This window comes from Brevibacterium sp. LAARM3_SD1 (assembly GCF_057364765.1).
Genome location: NZ_JBNFOL010000005.1, coordinates 159,190 through 185,099, shown reverse-complemented (window position 1 = coordinate 185,099; position 25,910 = coordinate 159,190). Strand labels below are relative to the sequence as shown.

Genomic DNA, 25,910 nt, shown 5'->3' with positions numbered 1-25,910 from the left:
ACCGCGTGCCCCGGGCGTCGCGGCCGTGGCCGACGGACGCGCCCGCGTCCAGGACGAGGGGTCTGCTCTCGTCGCCCTCGCCCTGGCCGAGGTCGACGCACCCGCCGGCACCTGGGCCGACCTGTGCGCCGGCCCCGGAGGCAAGACCGCCGTCCTCGGAGCCGCAGCCGCCGGCGAAGCGTTGACCCTCGAGGCCTTCGACTCCAGCGAGCACCGCGTGGACCTCGTCCGCGATTCGACGAAGGCACTGAGCAACGTCACCGCGGCCCTCCGCGACGGACGCGACGCCCGCGGCCCCTACTCGAAAATCCTCGTCGACGTGCCCTGCTCCGGACTCGGGGCCCTGCGCCGTCGTCCCGAAGCCCGCTACCGCCGACGGCCCGAGGACATCACGGCCCTGTCCGGACTCCAGCGCGAACTGCTGACCGCAGCCCTCGACGCCTGCGCGCCCGGGGGAGTCGTCGCCTACTCGACGTGCTCGCCGCACTATGCCGAGACCGTGCTCATCGTCGACGAAGTCCTGCGCCTGCGCGCCAAGTCCGGCACCGCGGACATCGAGGTGCTCGATACCCCGACCGTGCTGTCGGCGATCACCGGCACCGAGGCGGAATCGTTCGCCTCGGTGACCCGGGACGGCGGGCGATACGCTCAGCTCTGGCCGCACCTGCACAACAGCGACGGAATGTTCCTGGCCCTCCTGCGAAAGGCGAAATGACCCATGTCCATCGACATCAACCCCTCCATCCTGTCCTCGGACTTCTCCGACCTGCGCGGAGAGCTCGAGAAGATCAGCACCGCCGATATGGCCCATATCGACGTCATGGACAACCACTTCGTCCCGAACCTCACCTTCGGCCCGCCCGTCGTCGAACGCATCCAGGCGATCTCACCGATCCCTCTCGACGCCCACCTGATGATCGCCGACGCCGACCGCAATGCTCCCGTGTACGCGGAGATCGGCTGCGCCTCGGTGACCTTCCACGCCGAGGCGGCCGCCGCCCCGGTCCGCCTGGCCCGGGAGCTGCGCCGCCTCGGGGCCAAGGCGAGCCTCGCGCTCAAACCCGCCACCCCGATCGAACCCTTCATCGACCTCCTCGGCGAGTTCGACCAGATCCTCATCATGACTGTCGAACCCGGATTCGGCGGTCAGAAGTTCCTCGACGTGTGCCTGCCGAAGATCACGCGGACCCGCGAAGCGATCTCCGCCGCCGGACTCGAGATCAAGCTGCAGGTCGACGGGGGAGTCTCCGCATCGACGATCGACCGCGTGGTCGATGCCGGCGCCGACGTCCTCGTGGCCGGCTCCGCCGTCTACGGTGCCGAGGACGCAGCAGCGGCCATCAGCGAGCTGCGCACCCTCGCCGCCGCCCACACCCATTGACCGACCCGGGCCGGATGACTGCAACGGCCCACACCTGAAGAGAGCCTGCGATGGACCTGTTCGCCTGGTTGAACACCCCGGCATTCGAACTGCTGGGCAAACCCGTGCCGTACTCCGACCTGTTCGGCAACATCTGTGCCCTGGCCACGGTCGTCCTCGCGCTGCGGCGGAACATCCTGTCCTGGCCGGTGCAGATCCTCGGCTCCATCCTGCTCTTCTCCGCCAGCATCTCCGCCGGCCTCGGCGGCAACGCCTCCCGACAGGTCGTCATCATCGTCGCCGCGATCTGGGGGTGGACCCAGTGGAAGAAGTCCAAGGCCGCCTCCGGTGAAGTCCTCGTCCGCTGGGCCACCTGGAAAGAGCGGGCGATCCTCCTCGCGGCTCTCGTCATCGGCACCGGAATCTTCGGCTGGGTCCTCGCCCTGGGCGAATGGTCCTGGAACCCGTACCCCGACGCGTACATCTTCATCGGCTCGATCGTGGCCATGTACGCCCAGGGACGGGCCATCGTCGAATTCTGGTTCGTCTGGCTCGCAGTCGACCTCGTCGGCATCCCGCTGGCGATCTCCGGGGGACTCGTCTTCTCCGGCGCCGTGTACCTGTTCTTCCTCGTCATGGTCATCCTCGGACTCATCGACTGGTCGAAGCGCTCCCGCCAGACGATCTCGGCACCCCACCGACCGGCCACCGACATCGGCCGCGATCCCGAGGACTGAGCGGCGCCGACCGCGCGGCCGGGGACTGCCTGCCTGCGGTGTTCTGGAACGTGAGACCCCGAATGCTGCGGTTGAGAGGCATGCATTAGGCTGGAGAAGTGAAGACCTTTGAGACTCTCTACGCCGAACTCCAGCAGAAATCCCTCGATCGACCGGCCGGTTCGAAGACCGTGGCCGAACTCGACGCCGGAGTCCATGCGATCGGCAAGAAGGTCGTGGAAGAGGCCGCCGAAGTGTGGATGGCCGCCGAATACGAAACCAAGGAAGAGCTCGCCGAGGAGATCTCGCAGCTGCTCTACCACGTGCAGGTGATGATGATCGCCAAGGGGCTCACCCTCGACGACGTCAACACCCACCTGTAAGTGCCTTTCACGAACCTGACCGACCCGTCGCCATCGAACTCCAAAGGGAACCCATGCTGCGTGTAGCCGTGCCCAACAAGGGCGCACTGTCCGAAGCCGCCTCCGATATGCTCAGCGAGGCCGGATACTCCACTCGACGCGGAACCAAGACACTGGTCCATCAGGACGAAGTCAACGGAGTCGAATTCTTCTACCTGCGTCCCCGCGACATCGCCATCTACGTCGGATCCGGCATCCTCGACGCCGGGATCACCGGCCGCGACCTCCTGCTCGAGTCACAGGCCGAAGCCCAAGAGGTGCTCGGACTCGGATTCGGTGCCTCCCGCTTCTTCTACGCCGGCACCGTCGGCTCCTTCACCTCGCCCGACCAGCTGGCCGGTGCGCGCATCGCCACGAGCTTCCCGAACCTCGTCGACGCCGACCTGCAGCGACGCGGTATTGCCGCGACGACCGTGCAGCTCGACGGAGCGATCGAGGTCTCCATCCAGCTCGGAGTCGCCGACGCCATCGCCGATGTCGTCGAAACCGGCTCCACTCTGCGCGCCGCGGGACTCGAGACCTTCGGCGAGCCGCTGCTCGAATCCGAAGGTGTGCTCATCCAGCGCGCCGGAGCCGAATCCCGCATCGGCGTGCTCAAACGCCGCCTCGAATCGGTCATGGTCGCCCGCCAGTACGTGCTCGTCGACTACAACATCGAACAGCGTCTGGTGCCCGAAGCGATCTCGCTGACCCCGGGCCTCGAATCCCCGACGGTGTCCCCGCTGCAGGAGACCGGATGGGTCGCCGTGCGGGTCATGGTCGAAGCGAAGGAAGTCAACAACGTCATGGACCGGCTCTACGGAGTCGGGGCGCGTGCGATCCTGGTGACGAACATTGGCGCCTGCCGAATCTGATCTCGCCGTGTTCCGGCCCCGACAGGTGCGCATCATCAGCATCGTCGGCTCCGTTGCCGTGACCGCGGGGTTCGCGATCCTGTCCGTGGCGCTGTTCGTCGTGGACTGGGAACCGTGGACGGTGCTCGACATGATATGGATGAACCTGCTGGGGATTCTCTTCGGAGCCGCCCTGCTGCGCATCTCCGATATCCAGGCTCGGCCCACCGCAGAGGGCCTGGTGGTCAAGAACATGGTGCGCACCCGCCGGTTCGACTGGGGACAGATCCTCGGCGTGACGTTCTCACCCGAGGGTGACGACCCCTGGCCCCTGTTGGACCTCACCGACGGCACCACCTACGCGGTGATGGCGATCCAGCACGCAGACGGTCGCCGCGCCCATGCGGAGGTCGCACGATTGCGTATGCTCATCAAGAGACGCACCCACTTCAAGGAGGACTAGGAATGGCGAACGAGACACCCGAGACTGCGGCAGGACCCCTGACCGGATATACCGTCGTCGACCTCTCCCGAGCACTTGCCGGCCCCCATGCAGGAATGATGTTCGGCGACCTCGGTGCGCGAGTGATCAAGGTCGAGAACCCCGGCAAAGGCGACGATTCGCGGTCCTGGGGTCCTCCCTTCGTCGGACCCGAGGACAACCCTCAGGCCACCTACTTCTTCTCGTGCAACCGCAACAAGGAATCCATCGCCCTCGACCTCAAATCCGAGACGGGCAAAGACACCCTGACCGGTCTCATCGCCCGCGCCGATGTGCTCATCGAGAACTTCCGCTCCGGAGTCCTCGACCGGCTCGGCTTCTCCACTGCCCGCTGCATGGAGATCAACCCGCGCCTGGTCATCCTCTCCATCACCGGCTTCGGCCACGACGGCCCCGAAGCCTCCCGCGCCGGCTACGACCAGATCGCCCAGGGCGAAGCCGGACTGATGTCCCTGACCGGTTCCGGGCCCTCTGACATGCAGCGCGTGGGAGTGCCGATCGCCGATCTGCTCGCCGGCATCTACGGCTCCTACGGTGTGCTGGCCGCACTCCTCGAACGCGAACGCACCGGCAAGGGCAAGGTCGTGCGCACCTCGCTCATCGCGGGAATGGTCGGCGTCCACGCTTTCCAGGGGACCAGAGCGACCGTGGCCGGTCAGGAACCGCAGCCCGGCGGCAACCATCACCCGTCGCTGTCGCCGTACGGACTCTTCACCTGCCGCGACGGCGCCGTGCAGATCTCCGTCGGCAACGAGAACCTGTGGCAGAAGTTCTGCGCCGCCTTCGACATCGATCCCGCAGCCGAGGGCCTGGCCGACAACGCCTCCCGTGTGGCCAACCGGCCCGCCCTCATCGAACTCATCGAAGACCGCTTCTCCGCCTTCGACGCAGCCGATCTGCTGGCCAAGCTCACCGAGGCGGGAATCCCGTCCGGCACGGTCCGCAGCCTGCCCGAGGTCTACCAGTGGGACCAGGCCCTCAGCCAGGGACTCAAGGTCTCAGTCGACCACCCGGTGCTCGGGGACATCGACCTGCCCGGACCGCCCCTGCGCTTCTTCGACGCCGGAGCCTCCGGTGAGGTCGAAACCACCCGCACGGCTCACGATGCTCCGCCGCTGCTCGACGAAGACGCGGACTCCATCGTGGCGTGGCTCGCCGACGGAAACTGAACAGGACCGTCATGACGCGTCTGAATGCCCACGAACTCGTCGACATCGTCCTCGACGAAGGATCGTTCCGGTCCTGGGACACCACGCCCGTCCGACCCGCCGGCGGATCTCGGACGACTACGCCGCTGAACTCGATGCCGCGGCGCAGAAGTCCGGGGTCGACGAAGCGATCATCAGCGGCGAAGGGACCATCGACGGCCGTCGCGTGGCCGTGATCGCCGGCGAATTCCGCTTCCTTGCCGGCTCGATCGGTGTGGCCGCGGCCGAACGCCTCGTCGACGCCATCGAGCGTGCGAGCCTCGAAGGGCTGCCGCTGCTGGCCGGACCCGCTTCGGGAGGCACCCGCATGCAGGAGGGCACCATCGCCTTCCTGTCGATGGTGAAGATCACCAACGCCGTCATCGCCCACCGCAAGGCCGGACTGCCCTACCTCGTTTACCTGCGCCATCCCACCACCGGAGGAGTCTTCGCCTCCTGGGGATCGTTGGGACACGTCACCGTGGCCGAACCCGGTTCCCTCATCGGATTCCTGGGCCCCCGGGTATTCGAAGCCATCTACGGGGAGCAGTTCCCGGAGAACGTGCAGACCGGAGAGAACCTGCACAAGATGGGCATCGTCGACGCCGTCATCGGTCCCGAGCGCATCGCCGGCACCGTCTCCCGCGTCCTCGATGTGCTCATGGGTGCCCAGGAGGTCCCCAGCCGCGTGCCGGATCCCGACACGGCTCCGGACACCGTCGACCCGAACTCCGATGCCTGGGCCGCGATCACCAGCTCGCGCCGTCCCGAACGCCCCGGAGTCCGTGACCTGCTGCGCACTGCCGCGAACACCGTACTGCCGCTCAACGGCACCGGCGAAGGGGAGAAGGATCCCGGACTGCTGCTGGCTCTGGCGAAGTTCGGCTCCGCACCGTGCATCGTCCTCGGTCAGGACCGGTTCCGGCAGGACTCCCGTGCCCCAATGGGACCGGCGGCGCTGCGTGAGGCCCGGCGCGGAATGCGCTTGGCCGCGGAGCTGCACCTGCCGCTCGTGACCGTCATCGACACCCCGGGCGCGGCCCTGTCGAAGGAAGCCGAGGAAGGCGGAATCGCCGGCGAGATCGCCCGCAGCCTCGCCGACCTCGCCAACCTCGACGCCCCGTCCGTCTCGCTCATCCTCGGTGAGGGCTCCGGGGGCGGGGCACTGGCACTCATCCCGACCGACCGGGTGCTCAGCGCCGAACACGGCTGGCTCTCGCCCCTGCCGCCCGAAGGCGCCTCGGCGATCGTGCACCGCACCACCGAGCGAGCCGCCGAGATGGCACAGAGCCAGGGCGTGCATGCTCCCATGCTGCAGGCCAACGGAGTCGTCGACCGGATCATCGCCGAACACCCCGATGCCAGCGACGAACCGCTCGACTTCGTCGCCAGGGTCGGTGAGACACTCGAATACGAACTCATCTCGCTCATGCGCGAACCATCGGCCCGGCGCCTGGCCCGCCGAATGGATCGCTACCGGGGCCTGGGAATCTAGGAGGACTGCGTGGTAGCTGTCAGAGTCATCCCGTGTCTGGACGTCGACGGCGGACGCGTCGTCAAGGGAGTGAAGTTCGCCGACCTCAAGGATGCCGGCGACCCCGTCGAACTCGCCCGCCGCTACGGCGAGTCCGGAGCCGACGAACTCACCTTCCTCGACGTCACGGCCAGCAGCGGTGACCGGGAGACCGTCCACGACGTCGTCCGCGCCTGCGCCGAAGAGGTCTTCATCCCGCTCACCGTCGGCGGAGGCATCCGCAGCGTCGCCGACGTCGACCGTCTGCTGCGCGACGGGGCCGACAAGGTCTCGGTCAACACTTCGGCGGTGAAGAACCCGGAGCTCATCAGTGAGATCTCCCGGCACTTCGGCAACCAAGTCCTCGTCCTCTCCCTCGACGCCCGCCGGACACAGGGGACGACCACGGCATCCGGATTCGAGGTCACCACCCGCGGCGGCCGCGAAGGCACGGGACGCTGCGCCATCGACTGGATCCGGGAAGCCGCCGACCGCGGGGTCGGCGAGATCCTGCTCAACTCCATCGACGCCGACGGCACCCGTGAGGGATTCGATCTCGAGCTCATCCGTGCCGCCCGCGCCGCCGTCGACGTGCCGCTCATCGCCTCGGGCGGAGCCGGCAAGGTCGAACACTTCGCCCCGGCGGTGGAAGCAGGCGCCGATGCTCTGCTGGCCGCCAGCGTCTTCCACTTCGGCACTCTGAGCATCGCCGAGGTCAAGGACGCACTGCGGAAGGAGGGAATCGAGGTCCGATGAGCAGCGATATCGATGCCACCCCGGAGAACTGGCGGGAGATCATCCGGCTGAACGACGACGGACTCGTCCCCGTCATCGTCCAAGAGGCCACGAGCCGCGACGTGCTCATGCTCGCCTGGATGAACGTTGAGGCCGTCTCCCGCACACTCGAGACGAAGCGGGCCACCTACTGGTCCAGGTCCCGGCAGGAATACTGGGTGAAGGGCGAGACCTCCGGCCATGTCCAACATGTCCGTTCACTTGCCCTCGACTGCGATGCCGACGCCCTGCTCATGCTCGTCGACCAGACCGGACCCGCCTGCCATACGAACACCCCGACCTGCTTCACCGGAAGGACCATCAGTGTCGACTGACCCAGCGGCGAACCCGACCGACCTGCCGATCCGACCCAGCCTCGACCAGTTCCGAGCCCTCGGCGCCGAACACCGGCTGGTACCGGTCCACACCCAGGTACTCGCGGACTCGGAGACCCCGCTGAGCCTCTACCGCAAACTCACCGACGGCGGACCGGGAAGCTTCCTCTTCGAATCCGCCGTCGCCGGTTCCTGGGCCCGGTACTCCTTCATCGGATCCGCACCGGTGGCCACCCTCATCTCGACCGATGACGGATTCCACTGGACCGGCACCCCGCCGGTGGGCATCCCCACCGACGGCGACGTCCTCGACGCGGTCACCGCGACTCTCGAGCTCCTCGCCGTGGCCGAGGCGGAATCGGAGCTGCCGCCCATGGTCTCGAGCTTCGTCGGCTACTTCGGGTGGGACATCGTCCGCCGCTTCGAGAAGCTCGGCCCGCCGCGGCCCAACGAACACCACCTGCCGACGGTCCAGCTGATGATCCCCGGTGACATCGCCGTCTTCGACCACTATTCGGGCACGGTCACCCTCGTGGCCAACGTGTTCAACGTCAACGGCACCGACACCGGCATCGACGAGGCCCACGCCTCGGGAGTCGACCGCATCGCCGCGATGTGTGAGCGCCTCCAGCAGCCCAGCCCAGCCGATATCCTGCGCCCCAGGAAGGCCGACCCCGAGGTGGCCACCCGTACCGAACCGCAGGTATACCTCGACGGTGTGGAGACGGCGAAGCAGAAGATCGTCGACGGAGAGATCTTCCAGGTCGTCATCGGCCAGCGCTTCGACACCCCCTGCGATGCCGATGCGCTGAGTGTGTACCGGATGCTGAGGCATGCGAACCCGAGCCCATTCATGTACCTGCTCAACCTCCACGACGACGGAGGGGAGCCGGTGAGCATCGTCGGCTCCTCACCGGAAGCGCTCGTCACCGTCCGGTCCGGAGAGGTGGTCACGCACCCGATCGCCGGTTCTCGCCCCCGCGGTGCCACACCGGAAGCTGATGACTCCCTGGCACGGGAGCTCCTGGCCGATGAGAAGGAACGAGCAGAGCACCTCATGCTCGTTGACCTCGCCCGCAACGACCTGGCGAAGGTCTGCGCGGCCGGAACCATAGACGTCAGCGAGTTCATGGACATCGTCCGCTACAGCCACATCATGCACATCAGCTCGACCGTGCGCGGTGAACTCGAGCCCGGAACCACCGCCATCGACGTGCTCCGGGCGACCTTCCCCGCCGGCACTCTCTCCGGTGCGCCCAAACCCCGAGCGCTGCAGATCATCGACGAGCTCGAACCCGTCGGACGCGGAATCTACGGGGGAGTGGTCGGCTACATGTCCTTCACCGGTGACCTCGATCTGGCCATCGCCATCCGCACCGGAGTGCTCCGGGACGGCACGATGAGCGTCTTTGCCGGAGGTGGGCTCGTCGCCGATTCCGTGCCGGAGACCGAATACCAGGAATCCGAGAACAAGGCCGCGGCCGTGCTGCGTGCGGCCGCCGCGGCCGACGCGCTGCGCACGGGCGAAGGAAGCCGGAGGTGAGGCCATGACGAAATCACGCGGAGTCCTCATCGTCCTCGTCATCGCCGCCGCACTGTGGGCGCTGACGATCTCCGCCTGGCAGGCCGGCGCCGGCGGCGACACACTCGGACCCACCGGTGTGGCGAAGGTCACCGAGGATGCAAGCTCGCAGGCCTCGCCCGTGGCCACCGCCTGTGTGGCGATCATCGCCGTCTCGGGTCTGCTCGCCGCAATGCTCGGTCGGATCGGACGCTTCGTCGTCCTCGGTCTGGCCGGGATCGCCGGCATCGGCTACGGGATCACGGCCCTGAGCGCCGTCTCGGCGCCGGGAGCCACCTCCTGGGCGATCATCGCGGCAGTGGCCGCGGGAATCGGAGTCATCGGCATCGTCTGGGTCGCCGTCGCCTCGAACGGGTGGACGAACTCCAACCGCTACGCCCGCACCGCCGAAGCCGCCGGCGGGGAATTCGACTCGGCCGCGACCTGGGACGCCCTGTCCCGCGGAGAAGACGTCGAAGACGCCACCGACGACGAAGAGCCGAACGGTCCCGACGACGAGGAGCCGAATCGTCCGGACGACGAGCCGGATTCGAAATGACCTTGTGACCGGGTCGGTGTCCGGTCAGCAGAAGAAGCGTGACACAATGGAGGAAAGATTCCATACGCGTGTCACGCACTCACACAAAGGAGCGCCATGTCGCAGTCCATCGCCCGCAACGGGGCCGCAGATCTCGACAAATCCACGATCGACTACGCAGCGATCGCCGATCCCGGACACGGCAACTCGGTGGCGGGATGGACCGGAGTCATCATCATGCTCATCGGCGTCTGCGTCGGCTGTGTGGGCTTCACGATCCACAACCCCACGATCACCTACATCTCCATCGGCATCGTCGCCCTCGGCGTCGTCGTCGGACTGATCCTGCGTGCCGTCGGGCTGGGCAACAAGCCGAAGAAGAAATGACGGTCCTAGGCGACATCGTCTCCGGCGTGCGGGAAGACCTGCAGGCGCGCCGCAGCGTTGTTCCGCTGAGCGAGATCACGGCACGAGCGGCTGCGGCCGAACCGGCCCGACGCTTCGATCTGTCCGCTGACTTCGGCGTCATCGCCGAGGTCAAGCGGAAGTCGCCCTCCCGCGGGGACCTCGCCCAGATTCCCGACCCCGGCACCCTTGCGGGTCTGTACGCTGCCGGCGGAGCCCGGGCCATCAGCGTGCTGACGGAAGCTCGCCGCTTCAACGGCAGCCTCGCTGACCTCGACTCGGTGCGCGCCGCCGTGGACATCCCGGTCCTGCGCAAGGACTTCATGGTCGACGAATACCAGTTCCATGAGGCTCGTGCCCACGGCGCCGATATCGTTCTGCTCATCGTCGCAGCACTCGACCCCGTGCAGCTGGGCGAGTTCCATGCCCTCGCCACCGAGCTGGGGATGACCGCGCTCGTCGAGACCCACAACCGCGCAGAGCTGGAGATCGCTGCCGAACTCGGTGCCGAACTCATCGGCGTCAACACCCGCAACCTCAAGGATCTCAGCGTCGACACCGATCGATTCGCGCCTTTGGCCGCACTCGCCCCCGCAGGATGCACCCTCGTGGCCGAGTCCGGCGTCGCCGGCGGAGCCGAGGTGTCGAAGTACGCGGACGCCGGCGCCGATCTCGTGCTCGTGGGCGAAGCGCTCGTCACCGGCGGCCGTCCGCAGGCCGCTGTCGAGGAGTACACCGCCCTCGGCCGAGAACGCCGCTCGCTGTCCGCATCCTGAACCCCGCCGCCATCGGCCGCTGCACGTGGCCGACGATGGCCCATACCGCACCCATTCCGACGTCCGGCACGGCGGAGGCTCACCGCCTGCGCCTGCCGACGCCACGAGGAGATCGAGAAGGACCGCAATGACCGATGTGAGCCAGGAGACCGGACCGTACTTCGGCGAGTTCGGAGGCAGGTTCTTTCCCGAAGCGCTGATCCCGGCACTCGACGAGATCGAAGAGACCTGGCGCAAGTCCCAGGTGGATCCGGCCTTCACCGACGAACTCCTCACTCTGCAGCGCAACTACATCGCCGGCCGTCTCTGCTCACCGAGGCCACGCGCTTCGCCGAGCACTGCGGCGGTGCGCGCGTGTTCCTCAAGCGCGAAGACCTCAACCACACGGGCAGCCACAAGATCAACAACGCCTTGGCTCAGGCTCTGCTGGCCAAGCGGATGGGCAAGACCCGCGTCATCGCCGAGACCGGAGCCGGGCAGCACGGAGTCGCCACGGCGACCGCCGCCGCGCTGCTCGACATGTCCTGCGTGGTCTACATGGGTGAGGAGGACACCCAGCGGCAGGCCCTCAACGTCGCGCGCATGCGTCTGCTCGGAGCCACGGTCAACGCCGTGACCAACGGCACCCGCACCCTCAAGGACGCGATGAATGAAGCCATGCGCGACTGGGTGGCCAATGTCGACGACACCCACTACGTCATCGGCACGGTCGCCGGTCCCCACCCGTTCCCCGCGATGGTGCGCTCCTTCCAGAACGTCATCGGCGTCGAAGCCCGCGAACAGATCAAGGACATGGTCGGCCGCCTGCCCGACGCCGTCTGCGCCTGCGTCGGCGGAGGATCGAACGCCATGGGCCTCTTCGCCGCCTTCCTCGGTGATGCCGACGTGAAGATCTTCGGCTTCGAAGCCGGCGGCGAAGGAGTCGACTCCGGCCGCCACGCCGCCCGGTTCTCCGGCGGACGCCCCGGCGTCCTCCACGGTTCGGCCACCTACATCCTCCAGGACTCCGACGGACAGACTCGGGCCTCCCATTCGGTCTCGGCCGGACTCGACTATCCTTCGGTCGGTCCCGAACACTCCCACCTCCACGACACCGGCCGAGTGACCTACCAACCCGTCGTCGACGACGAGGCGATGGAGGCCATGCGGCTTCTCTCCCGCACCGAAGGCATCATCCCCGCCATCGAATCCGCCCACGCTCTGGCCGGCGCCATGCGCATCGGCCGTGAGCTCGGACCCGATGCGGTCCTGCTGGTCAATCTCTCCGGCCGCGGCGACAAGGATATGACGACCGCCGCGAAATGGTTCGACTACATCGACGAAGGAGCGGTGCAGGTATGACGCACTCCGGCCCACGCACAGGAACCACCCTCAACGCCGTCGCTGAGGCGGGCCGCAAGGCCGCTCTCATCGGCTACCTTCCGGTCGGCTTCCCCACGGTGGAGGGATCGGTCGAGGCCATGGTCGAACTCGTCCGCAACGGCGTCGACATCATCGAGGTCGGCATGCCGTACTCCGATCCCGGAATGGACGGACCCGTCATCCAACGTGCCGGTGAGACAGCACTCGACAACGGGGTGCGCACCAGCGACATCTTCACCGCGGTCGAAGCCATCGCTTCCGCCGGCGGCACCGCGGTCGTCATGACCTACTGGAACATCGTGCTCCAGTACGGCATCGACAGCTTCGCCCGCGACCTCGCCTCTGCCGGAGGCGGCGGCATCGTCACCCCCGACCTCATCCCCGATGAGGCAGGACCGTGGTTGGCTGCGTCGGAGAAGCACAACCTCGACCGCATCTTCCTCGCCGCACCATCATCGACGCCCGAACGGCTGGCCCGAATCGTCGAGCACAGCTCCGGCTTCGTCTACGCCGCCTCGACCATGGGTGTCACGGGAGTCCGCTCCGAAGTCGACAACCATGCCCGAGATCTCGTCGCCCGGCTGAAGGAAGCAGGAGCCGAACGCGCCTGCGTCGGCCTCGGCGTGTCGAACCGCGAACAGGCGGCAGAAGTCGCCGAATACGCCGACGGCGTCATCGTCGGTTCTGCCCTCGTCCGGGTGCTGGACTCCGAAGGAGTGGCCGGAGTCGGTCGACTCGCCGCCGAGCTCGCAGAAGGGTGTGCATGAGCTTCAGCCCGGCATGGGTCGTCTTCACCGTCCTCGGCATCGGACTCGCTCTGTGGATGACGAGCATCCAATGGCGCGCCCGCGGCGGCCATAAGGGAGACTTGTGGGCTATCACGGTCGTCGGCCTTCCGGCCGCCGTCGTCGGCGGACGCCTCGGACATCTGCTTTCGGCGCCGGAGACCTACTTCGGCCCCGACGGCAGTCCCCTGCGGGCGCTGGCGGTCTGGGACGGCGGATTCAGCTTCTGGGGAGCCACCATCCTCGGCTTCCTCTCCGTCTGGGTGCTCACCCGCATCCAAGGCATCAGGTTCCGACCGCTGCTCGACTCGGTCGCACCGGGGCTCATCCTCGGCCACGTCGCCGGAGCCTTCAGCGATTGGTTCGACGGTCGCCTCGAACTGGTCACTGTGCTCACCGAATCGGCGTGGAACCTCATCGCCTGTGTTGTGCTCATCATCGTGTCCAAACGCCTCCGCCTCGGCTACGGACAGGTCTTCGCCCTGTATCTGTGCCTGTTCGGCGTCGGCCGCATTCTGCTCGAGGCCCTGCGGATCGGCACCCCCGCGGCCGAGGACGCGCGCCTGCTCCTCGGACTGCCGTTCAACGTGTGGACGGCCATCCTCGCTCTGCTCCTCGGCCTCGGCTGGCTCATCGTCTCCCGACTGCGTCACCGCACCTATGAGACCGGTGTTTACATGCACGGGTCCCGGACCCTGCTGCGCCGCCATCGCCGCGGAAAGCACACCTTTGAGATCAATTCACCCAATATCGCCGAGGCGGCCGAGACCTCCGGAGCTCCGCTGCCATCCGTGGCGCGGGTGGCCGACCCCGATGACCGCGCGAGCGCGGACGTGCCCGTCGCCGCGGCTGACACCGAGGCTGACGATATGGAGATCGAGCGCGAATCAGACATCGATCTCAGTGGTCGCCACAGCTTCGGTTTCTTCGGAGCCGTGACCTCGGCGATCTCGATCGTGCCCGATGTGCGCGGAAAATCGGTGCCTGCCTCCCACGAAGAGAAGCCGCGAATGTCCAACAAATGAGACGAATTGGTTCGCTGTTCGTTCCTTTGTCTGCTTTTTCTGAAATTGCACATGGTGTAAGTTAGGACTCCGGCTGTGAGTGTGATCTCACAGCCGGGTTCGGAAACGCTGTTTTTCGGACTCGTCCACACCGCAAGGGACAGCGCCGTCTTTTCGGGAAGCACTCAACATCGAGAAGGCAGCATATGAACCACAGCGCTCAGTCGACCCCCAAGACTACGGCCCCACCTGGCCGCATCGGGCTCTACGATCCGGCGCTCGAACACGACAACTGCGGCCTCGCACTCATCGTCCGCTACCGCGGATCTGCCGACCACGAGGTCGTCGAACAGGCCCTGACCGCTCTGCGCAAGCTCGAGCACCGAGGCGGCATCGGCTCGGACGAGGGCACCGGCGACGGTGCGGGCATCACTCTCCAGGTGCCCCATGACTACTTCGCCGAGGTGCTCGCCGCCGACGGCATCGACCTGCCCGAGCCCGGCGCGTACGCCGTGGGCGTGGGATTCTTCGCCCAGGACTACGGCCGCGATCTCAAGGCCGCAACCCCGCCGCTGTCGGAGAACGTCTCCCCGGACTTAGGTGCCGGCGCCGCGGCCGGCGACGAAAGCCAGGACGACCTCGTCGCCCGGATCGCCGCCGAGGAGGGCCTGCGCGTCCTCGCGGTGCGGGATGTGCCCCACGATGACAGTGTGCTCGGCGAAATCGCCCGATCGACCATGCCGCGGATGCGCCAGGTCTTCCTCGCTTGCGACGAGCGCTACCCGGCCCGTGACGACGCGGACCTCACCCGTCGCGCATACATCGTGCGCAAGCGACTCGACCACGCGGGCATCTACTTTCCCTCGCTGTCCCCGGCGACCATCACCTATAAGGGGATGCTCTCGACCGGTCAGCTCGCCTCGTTCTACACAGAACTCCACGACGAGCGGCTGACGTCGCGGATCGCGCTGGTCCACTCGCGCTTTTCGACGAACACCTTCCCGTCGTGGCAACTGGCCCAGCCATTCGGCACGATCGCTCACAACGGCGAGATCAACACCGTGCGCGGCAACCGCAACTGGATGCAAGCCAGGGAATCGAAGCTCGCTTCCGAACTCCTCGTCTCTCCCGTGCCCGAGACCTCGCGCAGCCTCGACCGGCTGTGCCCGATCGTGCCGCCCGGTGCCTCCGACTCGGCGTCCTTCAATGCCGTCGTCGAGCTCATGGTCGCCTCCGGAAGATCGCTGCCGCAGGCGATGCTGATGATGATCCCCGAGGCCTGGGAGAACAATCCGGGCATGGGCGAGGAGCGTCGGGCCTTCTACGAATATCATTCGCTGCTCATGGAGCCCTGGGACGGTCCCGCCTGTGTGGCCTTCACCGACGGCCGGCTCGCCGGCGCCGTCCTCGACCGCAACGGCCTGCGCCCGGCCCGGTACGTGATGACCGAGGACACGGTGGTGCTCGCCAGCGAGGTCGGAGTCGTCGATCTGCCCGAGTCCGAGGTCGTCGCCCGCGGCCGTCTCACCCCGGGCCGCATGTTCCTCGTCGACACCGAGTCCGAGCGCATCATCTCCGACACGGAGATCAAGAACCAGCTCGCCACCGACCACCCCTATTCCGACTGGGTAGACAGCTGCTCGAAGCGATTGAAGGATCTGCCCACCCGCGTCCACGTCACTCACCCGCAGTCCTCAGTCAGGCGCCGCCAGCGCACCTTCGGCTACACCGAGGAGGAGCTGCGAATCCTCATCTCGCCGATGGCCGAGACCGGTGCCGAACCGCTGGGAGCGATGGGCACGGACACCGCGATCGCAGCGTTCAGTCAGCGACCTCGTCTGCTCTTCGACTACTTCCACCAGAACTTCGCTCAGGTGACGAATCCGCCGCTCGACTCGATCCGCGAGGACATCGTGACGAGCATGGCTGCCGGGATCGGCCGAGAGGGCAATCTGCTCGAGTTCTCGAAGCCCGACTCCGCGCACATCCTGCTCGACCAGCCGGTCATCGACAACGACGAGCTCACGGCGATCGCGCACGTCAAGGGCAGCCACCTCGGCGTGGAGAACGCACACCCCTCCGTGATCCTCTCCGGCCTCTACTCGGTCAACGGGGGAGAGGACGCGATGGCCGAGCGTCTCGAGGCGCTGTGCGCCGAGGCGAGCGCGGCGATCGAGGCCGGCGCCGTGTTCATCATCCTCTCCGATCGGGACTCGACGGCCGATCTCGCTCCGATCCCATCGCTGCTGCTCACCTCGGCGCTGCACCACCACCTTGTGCGCGAACGCTCGCGGACGAGGGCGAGCATCATCGTCGAGGCCGGTGACGTCCGCGAGGTCCACCACGTCGCGACCCTCGTGTCCTTCGGGGCATCCGCGGTCAATCCGTACCTCGTCATGGAATCCGCCGAGGCGCTCGTCCGCTCGGACCGGATCCGGGGCATCAGCGAAGAGGCCGCAGTTGCCAACGTGCTCACCGCGCTCAACAAGGGACTGCTCAAGATCATGTCGAAGATGGGCATCTCGACCGTGCAGTCCTACCACGGGGCCCAGACCTTCGAGGCTCTGGGGCTGTCCGAGACATTCATCGACAAGTACTTCACCTCGACGCCGCACCAGCTCGGCGGCAGGGGCATCAGGGAGATCACAGCGGAGACGAGTGCCCGCCACGGGGACTCCTACCGCGATGATCACCCCCGACCCTCGCACCGGAACCTCAACGTCGGCGGGGAGTACCAGTGGCGTCGCGAAGGGCCGGAGCATCTGTTCAACCCGGAGACGATCTTCAAGCTCCAGCACTCCACCGCCACGGGACGCTTCGACATCTTCGGCCAGTACACGGCACAGATCAACGAACAGTCGCGCGAACTCATGACGCTGCGCGGTCTCTTCGACCTCGTTCCACGCGAATCGGGCCCGATCGACATCTCCGAGGTCGAACCCGCCGAGGAGATCATGAAGCGGTTCTCGACCGGAGCGATGAGCTACGGTTCGCTGTCCCAAGAGGCCCACGAGACCCTGGCGATCGCGATGAACCGGATCGGCGGCAAGTCGAACACGGGAGAAGGCGGCGAGGACACCGAGCGGCTCATCGACCCCGAGCGCCGTTCGGCGATCAAGCAGATCGCCTCGGGACGCTTCGGCGTCACGAGCCACTACCTCACCGAAGCCGACGACCTGCAGATCAAGATGGCGCAGGGAGCCAAGCCCGGCGAGGGCGGGCAGCTGCCAGGGACGAAGGTCTACCCGTGGATAGCGAAGACTCGCCACGCGACTCCGGGCGTCGGGCTGATCTCGCCGCCGCCGCACCATGACATCTACTCGATCGAGGACTTGGCCCAGCTCATCCACGACCTCGGCCGCGCCAACGCCAAGGCCCGGGTCCACGTCAAACTCGTGTCCGCGATCGGCGTGGGCACGGTGGCTGCCGGAGTGGCGAAAGCCGGTGCCGACGTCGTCCTCATCTCCGGGCACGACGGCGGAACCGGAGCGAGTCCGCTCAATTCGCTCAAGCACGCGGGCACTCCCTGGGAGCTCGGCCTCGCCGAGGCCCAGCAGACCCTCGTGCTCAACGGTTTGCGCGAGAAGGTCAGCGTACAGGTCGACGGTCAGCTCAAGACCGGCCGGGATGTCATCATCGCAGCCCTGCTCGGCGCGGAGGAGTTCGGGTTCGCGACCACGGCCCTCGTCGTCTCCGGCTGCATCATGATGCGCGTGTGCCACAAGGACACATGCCCGGTGGGTGTGGCGACCCAGAACCCGAAGCTGCGCGAGCGCTTCCACGGTCAGGCCGATCACGTCGTCAACTTCTTCACCTTCATCGCCGAGGAGGTCCGCGCCTACCTGGCGGCGCTCGGCCTGCGCAGCCTCGATGAGGCCATCGGCGCGGTCGAGCGGCTGAGCATCGACGAGGAGCGGGCGGCCGCAACGGGGCTCGACCTCGATCTCGACTCGATCCTCAAGGTCCCTGTCGACCTCCACGGCAGCTCCGACGTCGCACGCAAATGCGGCGAACGCGTCGACCGCGGCTTCGCCGACGAGCTCGACCTCCGCCTGCTCGAGCAGGCCCGAGACGCCATCTCGGAGGGCACGGAGACGACGATCACCTCGGCGATCGAGAACACCGACCGCTCGGCGGGCACCTTGCTCGGCCATCACGTCACTCTCGCCCACGGGCAAGCGGGCCTGCCGGAGCACACGATCCGGCTCGAGCTGCGCGGAACTGCCGGACAGTCCCTCGGCGCCTACCTGCCGAAGGGTGTCAGCATCGAACTCCACGGTGATGCAAACGACTATGTCGGCAAGGGCCTGTCGGGAGGAATCGTCAGCGTTCGGCCGCATGCGGAGAACCCCACCCGACCTGAACACAACGTCATCGCCGGCAATGTGCTCGGCTATGGGGCGACGGCTGGCAAGCTGTTCGTCTCAGGACAGGTGGGGGAGCGGTTCCTCGTCCGCAACTCCGGCGCCGAGGCGGTCGTCGAGGGCATCGGCGACCACGGCCTCGAGTACATGACTGGAGGTGTGGCCGTCATCCTCGGCGGCACCGGCCGGAACTTCGCCGCAGGCATGTCCGGCGGCACCGCCTATGTGCTCGACTTCAATCCCGCCCGACTCAATCCGAAGGAGCGGGCGGCCGGCGTCTTCCGTTTCACCGGTGTCGGCGTGGACGATATGGAGATTCTCGAGCGGCTGCTGCGTGAGCATGTCGAATGGACTGCCTCACCGCTGGCCGGCGAGCTCCTCGACGGACTGCGCCGAGGTCAGGACGTCCTCTCCCGCTTCACGAAGATCATCCCCGTCGCCTACGCGACGGTCAAAGACATCCAGGACGAGTTCGCCGCGGCCGGCAAGGCCGTCGACTCGGACGAGGCCTGGCACACGATTCTGGAGGCCACCAATGGCTGATCCGCACGGATTCCTCACAATCGAACACCGGGAGCTGCCGAAGCGGCGCCCCGTCCCGATCCGTCTCATGGACTACAAGGAGGTCTACGAGGCGGGTGATCCCGAGCAGCTGCGACGGCAGGCATCACGCTGCATGGACTGCGGCATCCCCTTCTGCCATCAGGGCTGTCCGCTGGGCAACCTCATCCCGGAATTCAACGACGCGATGTACCGCGGCGAGCTCCCCCGCGCCGTCGAACTGCTTCACGCGACGAACAACTTCCCGGAGTTCACCGGGCGTGCCTGTCCGGCTCCGTGCGAGAACGCCTGCGTCCTCGGCATCAACCAGCCGGCAGTGACTATCAAACAGGTCGAGGTCACGATCGTCGATCAGGGCTTCGACGCCGGTCTCATCCAGCCGATCATCCCCGAGCGGATCACAGGCCACACGGTCGCCGTGATCGGATCCGGTCCCACCGGGCTCGCCGCAGCCCAGCAGCTGACCCGGGCCGGGCATACGGTCGTCGTCTACGAACGCGCCGACCGCCTCGGCGGACTCCTGCGCTACGGCATCCCGGACTTCAAGCTGGAGAAGCACCACATCGATCGTCGACTCGATCAGATGCGTGCGGAGGGCACCCGCTTCAAGACTTCGGTCGAAGTCGGACGCGATGTCACGCTCGAGTCCCTGCGTTCGAGCTTCGATGCCGTCATCGTGTGCACGGGTGCGACGGTTCCGCGCGACATGCCGATCCCCGGCCGCGATCTCGACGGGGTCGAATTCGCCATGGACTACCTTGTGCCCTCGAATCGGGATCAGGCGGGCGACCATCGCGGGCCCCAGGCCGACTCGTCGGAGTTCATCGACGCCGCGGGCAAACACGTCATCATCATCGGCGGCGGGGACACGGGCGCCGACTGCCTGGGCACGGCCCTGCGCCAGAAGGCGGCCTCTGTGACGACCCTGGCGATCGGCGCCCAGCCGCCCGCCGAACGCAGTGAGAGCGATCCGTGGCCGACAGTTCCTCGCATCTTCGAAGTCCAGTCCTCGCACGAGGAGGGCGGAACGCGGAAGTACCTCGCCTCGACCACGCGCTTCGTCGGCGACGACACCGGCCGCGTGAGCGGGATCGAGGTCGCCGAGACCCAGTTCGTCGACGGCCGCCGGATTCCGACACCGGGCACCGAACACGTCCTTGAGGCCGATCTCGTGCTGCTGGCACTGGGATTCTCCGGACCGGAGTCGGACTCGTTCGGTCTCGACGTCGACGATTCCGGAGCCTTCACCCGTGATGACTCCTACGCTTCGGAGACCCCCGGAGTCTTCGTCGCAGGCGATGCCGGACGCGGACAGTCGCTCATCGTGTGGGGCATCGCCGAGGGGCGCGCCGCGGCCGCCGAAGTCGACCGGTTCCTCACCGGGTCGACGCGGCTGCCGGCGCCCGTCCGACCTGCCGACGAAGGGTTCAAATGCTAAGATGATGCATGTCAGACAATGAGAAGCGGCGGTGGTGCGGCACAGCGAAGTGCCGCACCCGCACCGCTCGTGACCAGCGCAGAGCGGTGGAAACGCCGGCTGAGACTTTTAGGTAGGGTGGAGCGTATGAGGCGTGCAAAGATAGTCGCAACTTTAGGTCCGAACCAGAACTCCTATGAAGAGATCCGCGAGCTCGTCGATGAGGGCGTCGATGTCGCCCGATTCAATCTGAGCCACGGAAAGCGAGAAGAGCACGAAGAGAAGTTCGCCTGGGTCCGCCAGGCCGCACTCGACACCGGCCGCCCCGTCGCCGTCCTGCTGGACCTCCAGGGTCCGAAGATCCGCGTAGGCACCTTCGCAAACGGCAAGGAAGAGCTCGTCGAAGGCGCCACGTTCACCATCACCAGCCGTGACGTCCCCGGCACCGCAGAACTCGTATCCACGACCCTGCCGACCCTGGCAGAAGACGTCTCCGTCGGCGATCCGCTGCTCATCGACGACGGGCGCCTGCGCCTGCGCGCCACCGAGGTGACCGATACCGACGTGGTCACCGAGGTCGAGATCGGCGGCACCATCTCCAACCACAAGGGCATCAACCTCCCCGGGGTCCCGGTCTCCGTCCCCGCGCTGTCGGAGAAGGACGTCGACGATCTCAAGTGGGGGCTGCAGCTCGGCTTCGATTGGGTCGCCCTGTCCTTCGTCCGCAGTCCCGAGGACATGAACGATGTCCGTGCGGTCATGGACGAAGTCGGAATCACCGCTCCTGTCATCGCCAAGCTCGAGAAGCCGCAGGCCGTCGACCAGCTCGATGAGGTCATCGACGCCTTCGACGGAATCATGGTCGCCCGTGGCGACCTCGGCGTCGAACTGCCGCTCGAGCAGGTGCCGATCGTGCAGAAGCGGGCCGTCGAGATCGCACGCCAGCAGGCCAAGCCCGTGATCGTCGCCACGCAGATGCTCGAGACGATGATCGATGCACCGCGGCCCACCCGTGCCGAAGCCAGCGACTGCGCGAACGCCGTCCTCGACGGCACCGATGCGCTCATGCTCTCCGGTGAGACCTCGGTGGGTGCCCACTGGGTCGAGGCGATCCGGACCATGAGCCGGATCATCAGCTCCACCGAGGAGCACGGCCTCGAACGGATTCCGCCGCTGGGCACCGTCCCGCACACGAAGGGCGGAGCCGTCACCGCGGCGGCCGTGCAGATTGCTCAGCAGCTCGATATCGACCTGCTGTGCACCTTCTCGCAGACCGGCGACTCCGTGCGACGCATGTCCCGCCTGCGTCCGGCCTGGCCGATCCTCGGCTTCACACCCGACCCGCAGGTGCGCCACCAGCTGGCGCTGACCTGGGGAGTCCGGCCGTACCTCGTGAAGACCGTGCGCCACACCGACCAGATGGCACGACAGGTCGACGCTGTGCTCCTCGCCGACGGAACGGCCCGCGAAGGCGACCAGAGCATCCTCGTTGCCGGTTCGCCCCCCGGGATCCCTGGCTCGACGAACGCCCTGCGCATCCACACCATCGGTGATGCCGCCAAGGGTGTGACGGCCGCATACCAGGACGCCTCGGACTCGGAAGAGGATCCGCTGGCCGGATATGGAGTCGTCGCCGAAGCGCCGATCACCCGTGAGGTGCCGGTCGTGCGCGAGGGCCACTCACCCCGACACTGACCGCACCCAGGCTCAAACGCCGGCGGTGCCTGCCCCATGACCGCGGGGCGGGCGCCGTCGGCGTCTCTGTGTCCGGGACCGAGCGTGGACCGATTCCAAACTGCGAGACAGATCACAAGTGGCCAGGGAATTTTGCAAATTGCTCAACAGTTGTGCTCTCTGTTGCCTAATCCTCCCTGCGGATCCCAAAAGGGGAGGACCCGCTAGGAGAGGAATTCAATGAGACTGCCCGCGTGGAGCAAGTCCTTCGGAGTGCAGGTGACCATCGCACTCATCGCCGGTGTCATCCTCGGGCTCATCGCCCGCTCATGGGGACCGGTCAGCGAAACGACTGACAACTGGCTCGGCCAGACCCTGGACACCATCGGCTCGTCATACGTCACCCTGCTCAAAGCCGCCGTCGTCCCACTGGTCATCACCGCGATCATCGCGAGCATCGGCAACCTGCGCAAGGTCACCAATGCCGCCAGGCTGGCGATGTCGACGCTGCTGTGGTTCGCCCTCACCGCCCTCATCGCCGTCATCCTCGGACTCATCATCGGCGTCGTCATGCAGCCCGGCGCCCACGCCGATGCCGCTTCGCTCAACGCCGGTGCACCCGACTCCCAGGGCAGCTGGCTCGGCTTCCTCACCGGACTGATCCCGGTGAACTTCCTCGGGCTCGAGGTGGCCACCGGACCGGATGAGTCCGGAGCGGTCACCTCCGAGGTCAACTTCAACATCCTCCAGCTCATCATCGTCTCCGGGGCCATCGGCATCGCCGCGGTCAAGGTCGGTAAGGCCGCAGAGCCGTTCCTCCAGTTCACCGAGGCGGCCCTGGCCGTGGTGCAGAAGGTCGTCTGGTGGATCGTGCGCATCGCCCCGATCGGCACGCTCGGCCTCATCGGCAACGCCGTGAACTCCTACGGCTGGTCCACGATGGGATCGCTGCTGTGGTTCGTCGTCGCCGTCTACATCGGCCTCGCGATCGTGTTCTTCATCGTCTATCCGGCCCTGGCTCGCGCCAACGGACTGTCGGTGCGCCAGTACTTCTCCGGAGTCTGGCCGGCCACTCAGATGGGCTTCGTCTCCCGGTCCTCGATCGGCACCATGCCCGTGACGCAGAAGGTCGCCACCGACAACTTCGGGGTGCCCCACTCCTACGCCGCCTTCGCCGTGCCCTTCGGCGCGACGACGAAGATGGACGGCTGCGCCGCGATCTATCCGGCCATCGCCGCCGTGTTCGTCGCACAGTTCTTCGGCATCGATCTCTCCCTCATCCAGTACCTGCTCATCATCTTCGTCGCCGTCATCGGCTCGGCCGCAACGGCCGGCACGACAGGTGCGACCGTGATGCTCACCCTGACCCTGTCGACCCTTGGTCTGCCACTCGAAGGCGTCGGACTGCTGCTGGCCATCGAGCCGATCGTGGACATGGGCCGCACCGCGCTCAACGTCTCCGGTCAGGCACTCGTTCCGGCCATCGTTGCCAAGCGGCATGAGATCCTGGACGTCGAACGCTACGATGCCCCGCGCATCAACGGCTACGTTCCGACCGAGGAGGACGCAGATGTCGACGAGACCCGCACCGAGGACGTCCGCAGTCATAGTTGATCTTCTCTCAGCCGCGGGGGTGGCCGAGCACGATGTCCTGCAGGTGACATCGCTGCTCGGCCGCCTCGTCGATGCAGGTGCCGCTCTCGGTTGGGTCTCAGCTCCGTCTGTCGAGGAGATCGCGGATCTCGTCGGCTGCCTGGCTGCGGGCACTGACACCGGGGATTCCGCTGCCGCAATCGCTCGCACCGGAACCGAGATCACCGGCTTCGCGTACTGGAATCGGTACGCTCGACCGACGTTCCGCCCCCATGTCGACATCGAAAAGGTGGCCGTCGCCCCGGACGCTCAAGGTCAGGGCGCGGGCAGGAAGCTGATGGAGGCGCTCATTCGGGCGGCACGTCATCACGGCACGGAGGTGGTCACTCTCGACCTGCGTGGAGACAATGCGGCCGCTATCGGTCTCTATGAATCCCTCGGCTTCACCCGATACGGACGACTCCCGGACTTCGTGGCGGTGGGGGAGAGGCGATACGACACGCTGCTGTACTCCCTCGACCTGCGCGCAAGCGGGTGATTTCGCGTGAACTGAACCCGTCACCATCTCTCTGAGGGCAAATCCAGGTCACCATCGGATACATTCCGCCGCACGAAATGTCCGATTGCGACCTGGATTCGGGAGTTGGAGCCGCCGTCACCCGGGGAAATGCAGAAGGCACTGTCGACATCATGGTCGACAGTGCCTTCGTCTGTACCGGATGCGGGACTCGAACCCGCACGTCTTTCGACAATGCATTTTGAGTGCACCGCGTCTACCGATTCCGCCAATCCGGCTCGTTACGAGCTGTCCTTTCAGGACCGCCTGTGCAACGGGAACGATTCTACTGCGCGCGCGGACCGATTGCACAATCGCCACCCGCCGAGGATGCCCTCCGGTGGCCACCGTCACCGCCCGTGGCCACCCTCACAGAATAAACTTCCGGGTCCGCTGGCCATGACGCTGAGCGCCTGGTCTAGACTGGTGCCGTGCTTTCAAACAGCGAAGAATCAACTTCAGACGAGTCCGTGCCGGTCCGCCGCGTAGTCGTGGCCGAAGACGAGGCCGTGATTCGTCTCGATATCGTAGAAATGCTCCGCGAAGTCGGCTATGACGTCGTCGGTGAAGCTGCGGACGGCGAATCCGCCATCCGCCTGGCTGAGGAGCTGCGCCCGGACCTCGTCGTCATGGACATCAAGATGCCCATCCTCGACGGAATCTCCGCCGCCGAGCGCATCGCCAGGGCCCGCATCGCCCCCGTGGTGCTGCTCACTGCCTTCTCGCAGAAGGAGCTCGTCGAGCGGGCCCGCGATGCGGGTGCCATGGCCTATGTCGTCAAGCCGTTCACCTCGGCCGACCTCATTCCGGCCCTGGAGATCGCGCTCTCGCGTCATGCCGAGATCAGCTCGCTCGAGTCCGAGATCTCCGATCTCACCGAACGCTTCGAGACCCGCAAGCTCGTCGAGCGCGCCAAGAGCCTGCTGCAGACCTCCATGGGTCTGAGCGAGCCCGAAGCATTCCGCTGGATCCAGAAGACCTCGATGGACCGTCGCCTGACGATGCGCGAGGTCGCTGAGACCGTGCTCAAGCAGATCGGCACGAAGAAGTAATCACCTCCCGGACCAGGCAGGTCCGAACCCGGAATCAGAGAAGGCCGGCGAATCCGAAATGGGTTCGCCGGCCCTCTTCTTCTGTTGTGGGTCTGTCGTTCTGCTTTCGCTGTGGACTTTCGCCGAGGAGGAGCCGTGCCTCAGCCCTTCGGCTCGGTCTTCAGGATCATGTTCGTGATCCGCACGATCGAGAGCAGCTTTCCCGCCTCGTCGGTCATCTTCACCTCATGGGAGACGATCGTACGTCCCTGATGGAGCACCTCGGCGCGTCCGGTGACCACACCCTCACGAGCGGCACGCAGATGAGTGGCATTGAGATCGACCCCGACGACGTTCTTGCCGCCGGAGAGCAGATACGAGTGCATCGAGGCCAGCGATTCGGCGAGAACGACATGGCCGCCGCCGTGGAAGAGACCCATCGGCTGCCGATTGCCGACGACCGGAGCCGTGGCCGTGACATGGTCGTGGGCGAGCTCGACGAACTCGATTCCCATCCTCTCGGCCAGCTCACCCCCTGACCCCGGCGTGCGCAGCTGCCCGAGCAGCGTGTCGATCTCCTCGGGTGTGGTGTGAGCGGTCAGGGACACGTCGGGACGCAGCATCGGTTCTCCTTCAAGTCA

General features: G+C 66.6%; 22 protein-coding genes, 1 tRNA gene and 2 pseudogenes. 23 read left to right on the top strand and 2 right to left on the bottom strand.

Features of this window, described 5'->3' with window-relative positions; genetic code table 11:
* The 22 genes and pseudogenes from AC2W7L_RS04795 to AC2W7L_RS04690 all read left to right on the top strand — a co-directional run.
* On the top strand, positions 1 to 715 hold a 715-nt coding region (locus tag AC2W7L_RS04795; RefSeq protein ID WP_486003481.1), incomplete at its 5' end, for an RsmB/NOP family class I SAM-dependent RNA methyltransferase.
* A 3-nt stretch (positions 716 to 718) separates the two neighbouring features.
* Positions 719 to 1,381, top strand: coding sequence for a ribulose-phosphate 3-epimerase (gene rpe, locus AC2W7L_RS04790; RefSeq protein ID WP_486003480.1), 663 nt, complete (start codon positions 719 to 721; stop codon positions 1,379 to 1,381).
* 50 nt (positions 1,382 to 1,431) lie between these two features.
* The gene (locus AC2W7L_RS04785) at positions 1,432 to 2,097 is read left to right on the top strand and encodes a nicotinamide mononucleotide transporter family protein (protein WP_486003479.1); all 666 of its coding nucleotides are present in this window, start codon (positions 1,432 to 1,434) and stop codon (positions 2,095 to 2,097) included.
* 98 nt (positions 2,098 to 2,195) lie between these two features.
* Positions 2,196 to 2,459 (top strand): phosphoribosyl-ATP diphosphatase, encoded by a 264-nt coding sequence (locus AC2W7L_RS04780; protein ID WP_167196551.1) that lies wholly within the window; start codon positions 2,196 to 2,198, stop codon positions 2,457 to 2,459.
* A gap of 53 nt (positions 2,460 to 2,512) precedes the next feature.
* Positions 2,513 to 3,352, top strand: coding sequence for an ATP phosphoribosyltransferase (hisG, locus tag AC2W7L_RS04775; RefSeq protein WP_167196547.1), 840 nt, complete (start codon positions 2,513 to 2,515; stop codon positions 3,350 to 3,352).
* Positions 3,353 to 3,359: 7 nt separating this feature from the next.
* Positions 3,360 to 3,794 carry a PH domain-containing protein gene (locus AC2W7L_RS04770; protein ID WP_486003478.1) on the top strand — a complete coding sequence of 145 codons (435 nt, stop codon included), beginning with the start codon at positions 3,360 to 3,362 and terminating at the stop codon, positions 3,792 to 3,794.
* 2 nt (positions 3,795 to 3,796) lie between these two features.
* A complete protein-coding gene (locus tag AC2W7L_RS04765) occupies positions 3,797 to 5,002 on the top strand; it encodes a CaiB/BaiF CoA transferase family protein (RefSeq protein ID WP_486003477.1) in 1,206 nt (401 codons plus the stop codon).
* An 11-nt stretch (positions 5,003 to 5,013) separates the two neighbouring features.
* Positions 5,014 to 6,515, top strand: a pseudogene (locus tag AC2W7L_RS04760) (carboxyl transferase domain-containing protein).
* 9 nt (positions 6,516 to 6,524) lie between these two features.
* Complete coding sequence (gene hisF / locus AC2W7L_RS04755; RefSeq protein ID WP_486003476.1) at positions 6,525 to 7,289, top strand: imidazole glycerol phosphate synthase subunit HisF; 765 nt, start codon at positions 6,525 to 6,527, stop codon at positions 7,287 to 7,289.
* Positions 7,286 to 7,642 carry a phosphoribosyl-AMP cyclohydrolase gene (gene hisI, locus AC2W7L_RS04750; protein WP_486003475.1) on the top strand — a complete coding sequence of 119 codons (357 nt, stop codon included), beginning with the start codon at positions 7,286 to 7,288 and terminating at the stop codon, positions 7,640 to 7,642. Before hisF ends, hisI begins: the two co-directional genes overlap by 4 nt.
* The gene (locus tag AC2W7L_RS04745; protein WP_486003474.1) at positions 7,545 to 9,185 is read left to right on the top strand and encodes an anthranilate synthase component I; all 1,641 of its coding nucleotides are present in this window, start codon (positions 7,545 to 7,547) and stop codon (positions 9,183 to 9,185) included. The genes hisI and AC2W7L_RS04745 overlap by 98 nt, the downstream gene beginning before the upstream one ends.
* Positions 9,186 to 9,189: 4 nt before the next feature.
* Positions 9,190 to 9,762 (top strand): Trp biosynthesis-associated membrane protein, encoded by a 573-nt coding sequence (locus AC2W7L_RS04740; RefSeq protein ID WP_486003473.1) that lies wholly within the window; start codon positions 9,190 to 9,192, stop codon positions 9,760 to 9,762.
* A gap of 96 nt (positions 9,763 to 9,858) precedes the next feature.
* On the top strand, positions 9,859 to 10,128 hold the full coding sequence (locus AC2W7L_RS04735) for an HGxxPAAW family protein (RefSeq protein ID WP_167196520.1): 270 nt from the start codon (positions 9,859 to 9,861) through the stop codon (positions 10,126 to 10,128).
* A complete protein-coding gene (gene trpC, locus AC2W7L_RS04730; protein ID WP_486003472.1) occupies positions 10,125 to 10,922 on the top strand; it encodes an indole-3-glycerol phosphate synthase TrpC in 798 nt (265 codons plus the stop codon). Before AC2W7L_RS04735 ends, trpC begins: the two co-directional genes overlap by 4 nt.
* Positions 10,923 to 11,049: 127 nt before the next feature.
* Positions 11,050 to 12,263: pseudogene (gene trpB / locus AC2W7L_RS04725) on the top strand (tryptophan synthase subunit beta).
* Positions 12,260 to 13,051 carry a tryptophan synthase subunit alpha gene (gene trpA / locus AC2W7L_RS04720; protein WP_486003471.1) on the top strand — a complete coding sequence of 264 codons (792 nt, stop codon included), beginning with the start codon at positions 12,260 to 12,262 and terminating at the stop codon, positions 13,049 to 13,051. Before trpB ends, trpA begins: the two are co-directional and overlap by 4 nt.
* Positions 13,048 to 14,094: a prolipoprotein diacylglyceryl transferase gene (locus AC2W7L_RS04715; RefSeq protein WP_486003470.1), complete on the top strand. Its 1,047-nt coding sequence runs from the start codon at positions 13,048 to 13,050 to the stop codon at positions 14,092 to 14,094. The genes trpA and AC2W7L_RS04715 overlap by 4 nt, the downstream gene beginning before the upstream one ends.
* A gap of 185 nt (positions 14,095 to 14,279) precedes the next feature.
* Positions 14,280 to 18,980, top strand: a complete 4,701-nt coding sequence (gene gltB / locus AC2W7L_RS04710) for a glutamate synthase large subunit (RefSeq protein ID WP_486003469.1) — start codon at positions 14,280 to 14,282, stop codon at positions 18,978 to 18,980.
* A complete protein-coding gene (locus tag AC2W7L_RS04705; protein ID WP_486003468.1) occupies positions 18,973 to 20,436 on the top strand; it encodes a glutamate synthase subunit beta in 1,464 nt (487 codons plus the stop codon). Before gltB ends, AC2W7L_RS04705 begins: the two co-directional genes overlap by 8 nt.
* Before the next feature lie 126 nt (positions 20,437 to 20,562).
* Positions 20,563 to 22,110 carry a pyruvate kinase gene (gene pyk / locus AC2W7L_RS04700; RefSeq protein ID WP_486003467.1) on the top strand — a complete coding sequence of 516 codons (1,548 nt, stop codon included), beginning with the start codon at positions 20,563 to 20,565 and terminating at the stop codon, positions 22,108 to 22,110.
* Between the two features lie 219 nt (positions 22,111 to 22,329).
* The gene (locus tag AC2W7L_RS04695; RefSeq protein ID WP_486003466.1) at positions 22,330 to 23,703 is read left to right on the top strand and encodes a dicarboxylate/amino acid:cation symporter; all 1,374 of its coding nucleotides are present in this window, start codon (positions 22,330 to 22,332) and stop codon (positions 23,701 to 23,703) included.
* The gene (locus tag AC2W7L_RS04690) at positions 23,660 to 24,220 is read left to right on the top strand and encodes a GNAT family N-acetyltransferase (protein ID WP_486003465.1); all 561 of its coding nucleotides are present in this window, start codon (positions 23,660 to 23,662) and stop codon (positions 24,218 to 24,220) included. Before AC2W7L_RS04695 ends, AC2W7L_RS04690 begins: the two co-directional genes overlap by 44 nt.
* 175 nt (positions 24,221 to 24,395) lie before the next feature.
* Here the strand turns inward: AC2W7L_RS04690 and AC2W7L_RS04685 are convergent.
* Positions 24,396 to 24,477, bottom strand: a tRNA-Leu gene (locus tag AC2W7L_RS04685).
* Positions 24,478 to 24,669: 192 nt separating this feature from the next.
* On the opposite strand from AC2W7L_RS04685, the gene AC2W7L_RS04680 reads away from it, so the two are divergent.
* Positions 24,670 to 25,290 carry an ANTAR domain-containing response regulator gene (locus AC2W7L_RS04680; protein WP_373284070.1) on the top strand — a complete coding sequence of 207 codons (621 nt, stop codon included), beginning with the start codon at positions 24,670 to 24,672 and terminating at the stop codon, positions 25,288 to 25,290.
* Positions 25,291 to 25,430: 140 nt separating this feature from the next.
* Here the strand turns inward: AC2W7L_RS04680 and AC2W7L_RS04675 are convergent, their stop codons facing one another.
* Positions 25,431 to 25,892, bottom strand: a complete 462-nt coding sequence (locus tag AC2W7L_RS04675) for a PaaI family thioesterase (RefSeq protein ID WP_486003464.1) — start codon at positions 25,890 to 25,892, stop codon at positions 25,431 to 25,433.
* Between the last annotated feature and the right edge of the window lie 18 nt (positions 25,893 to 25,910).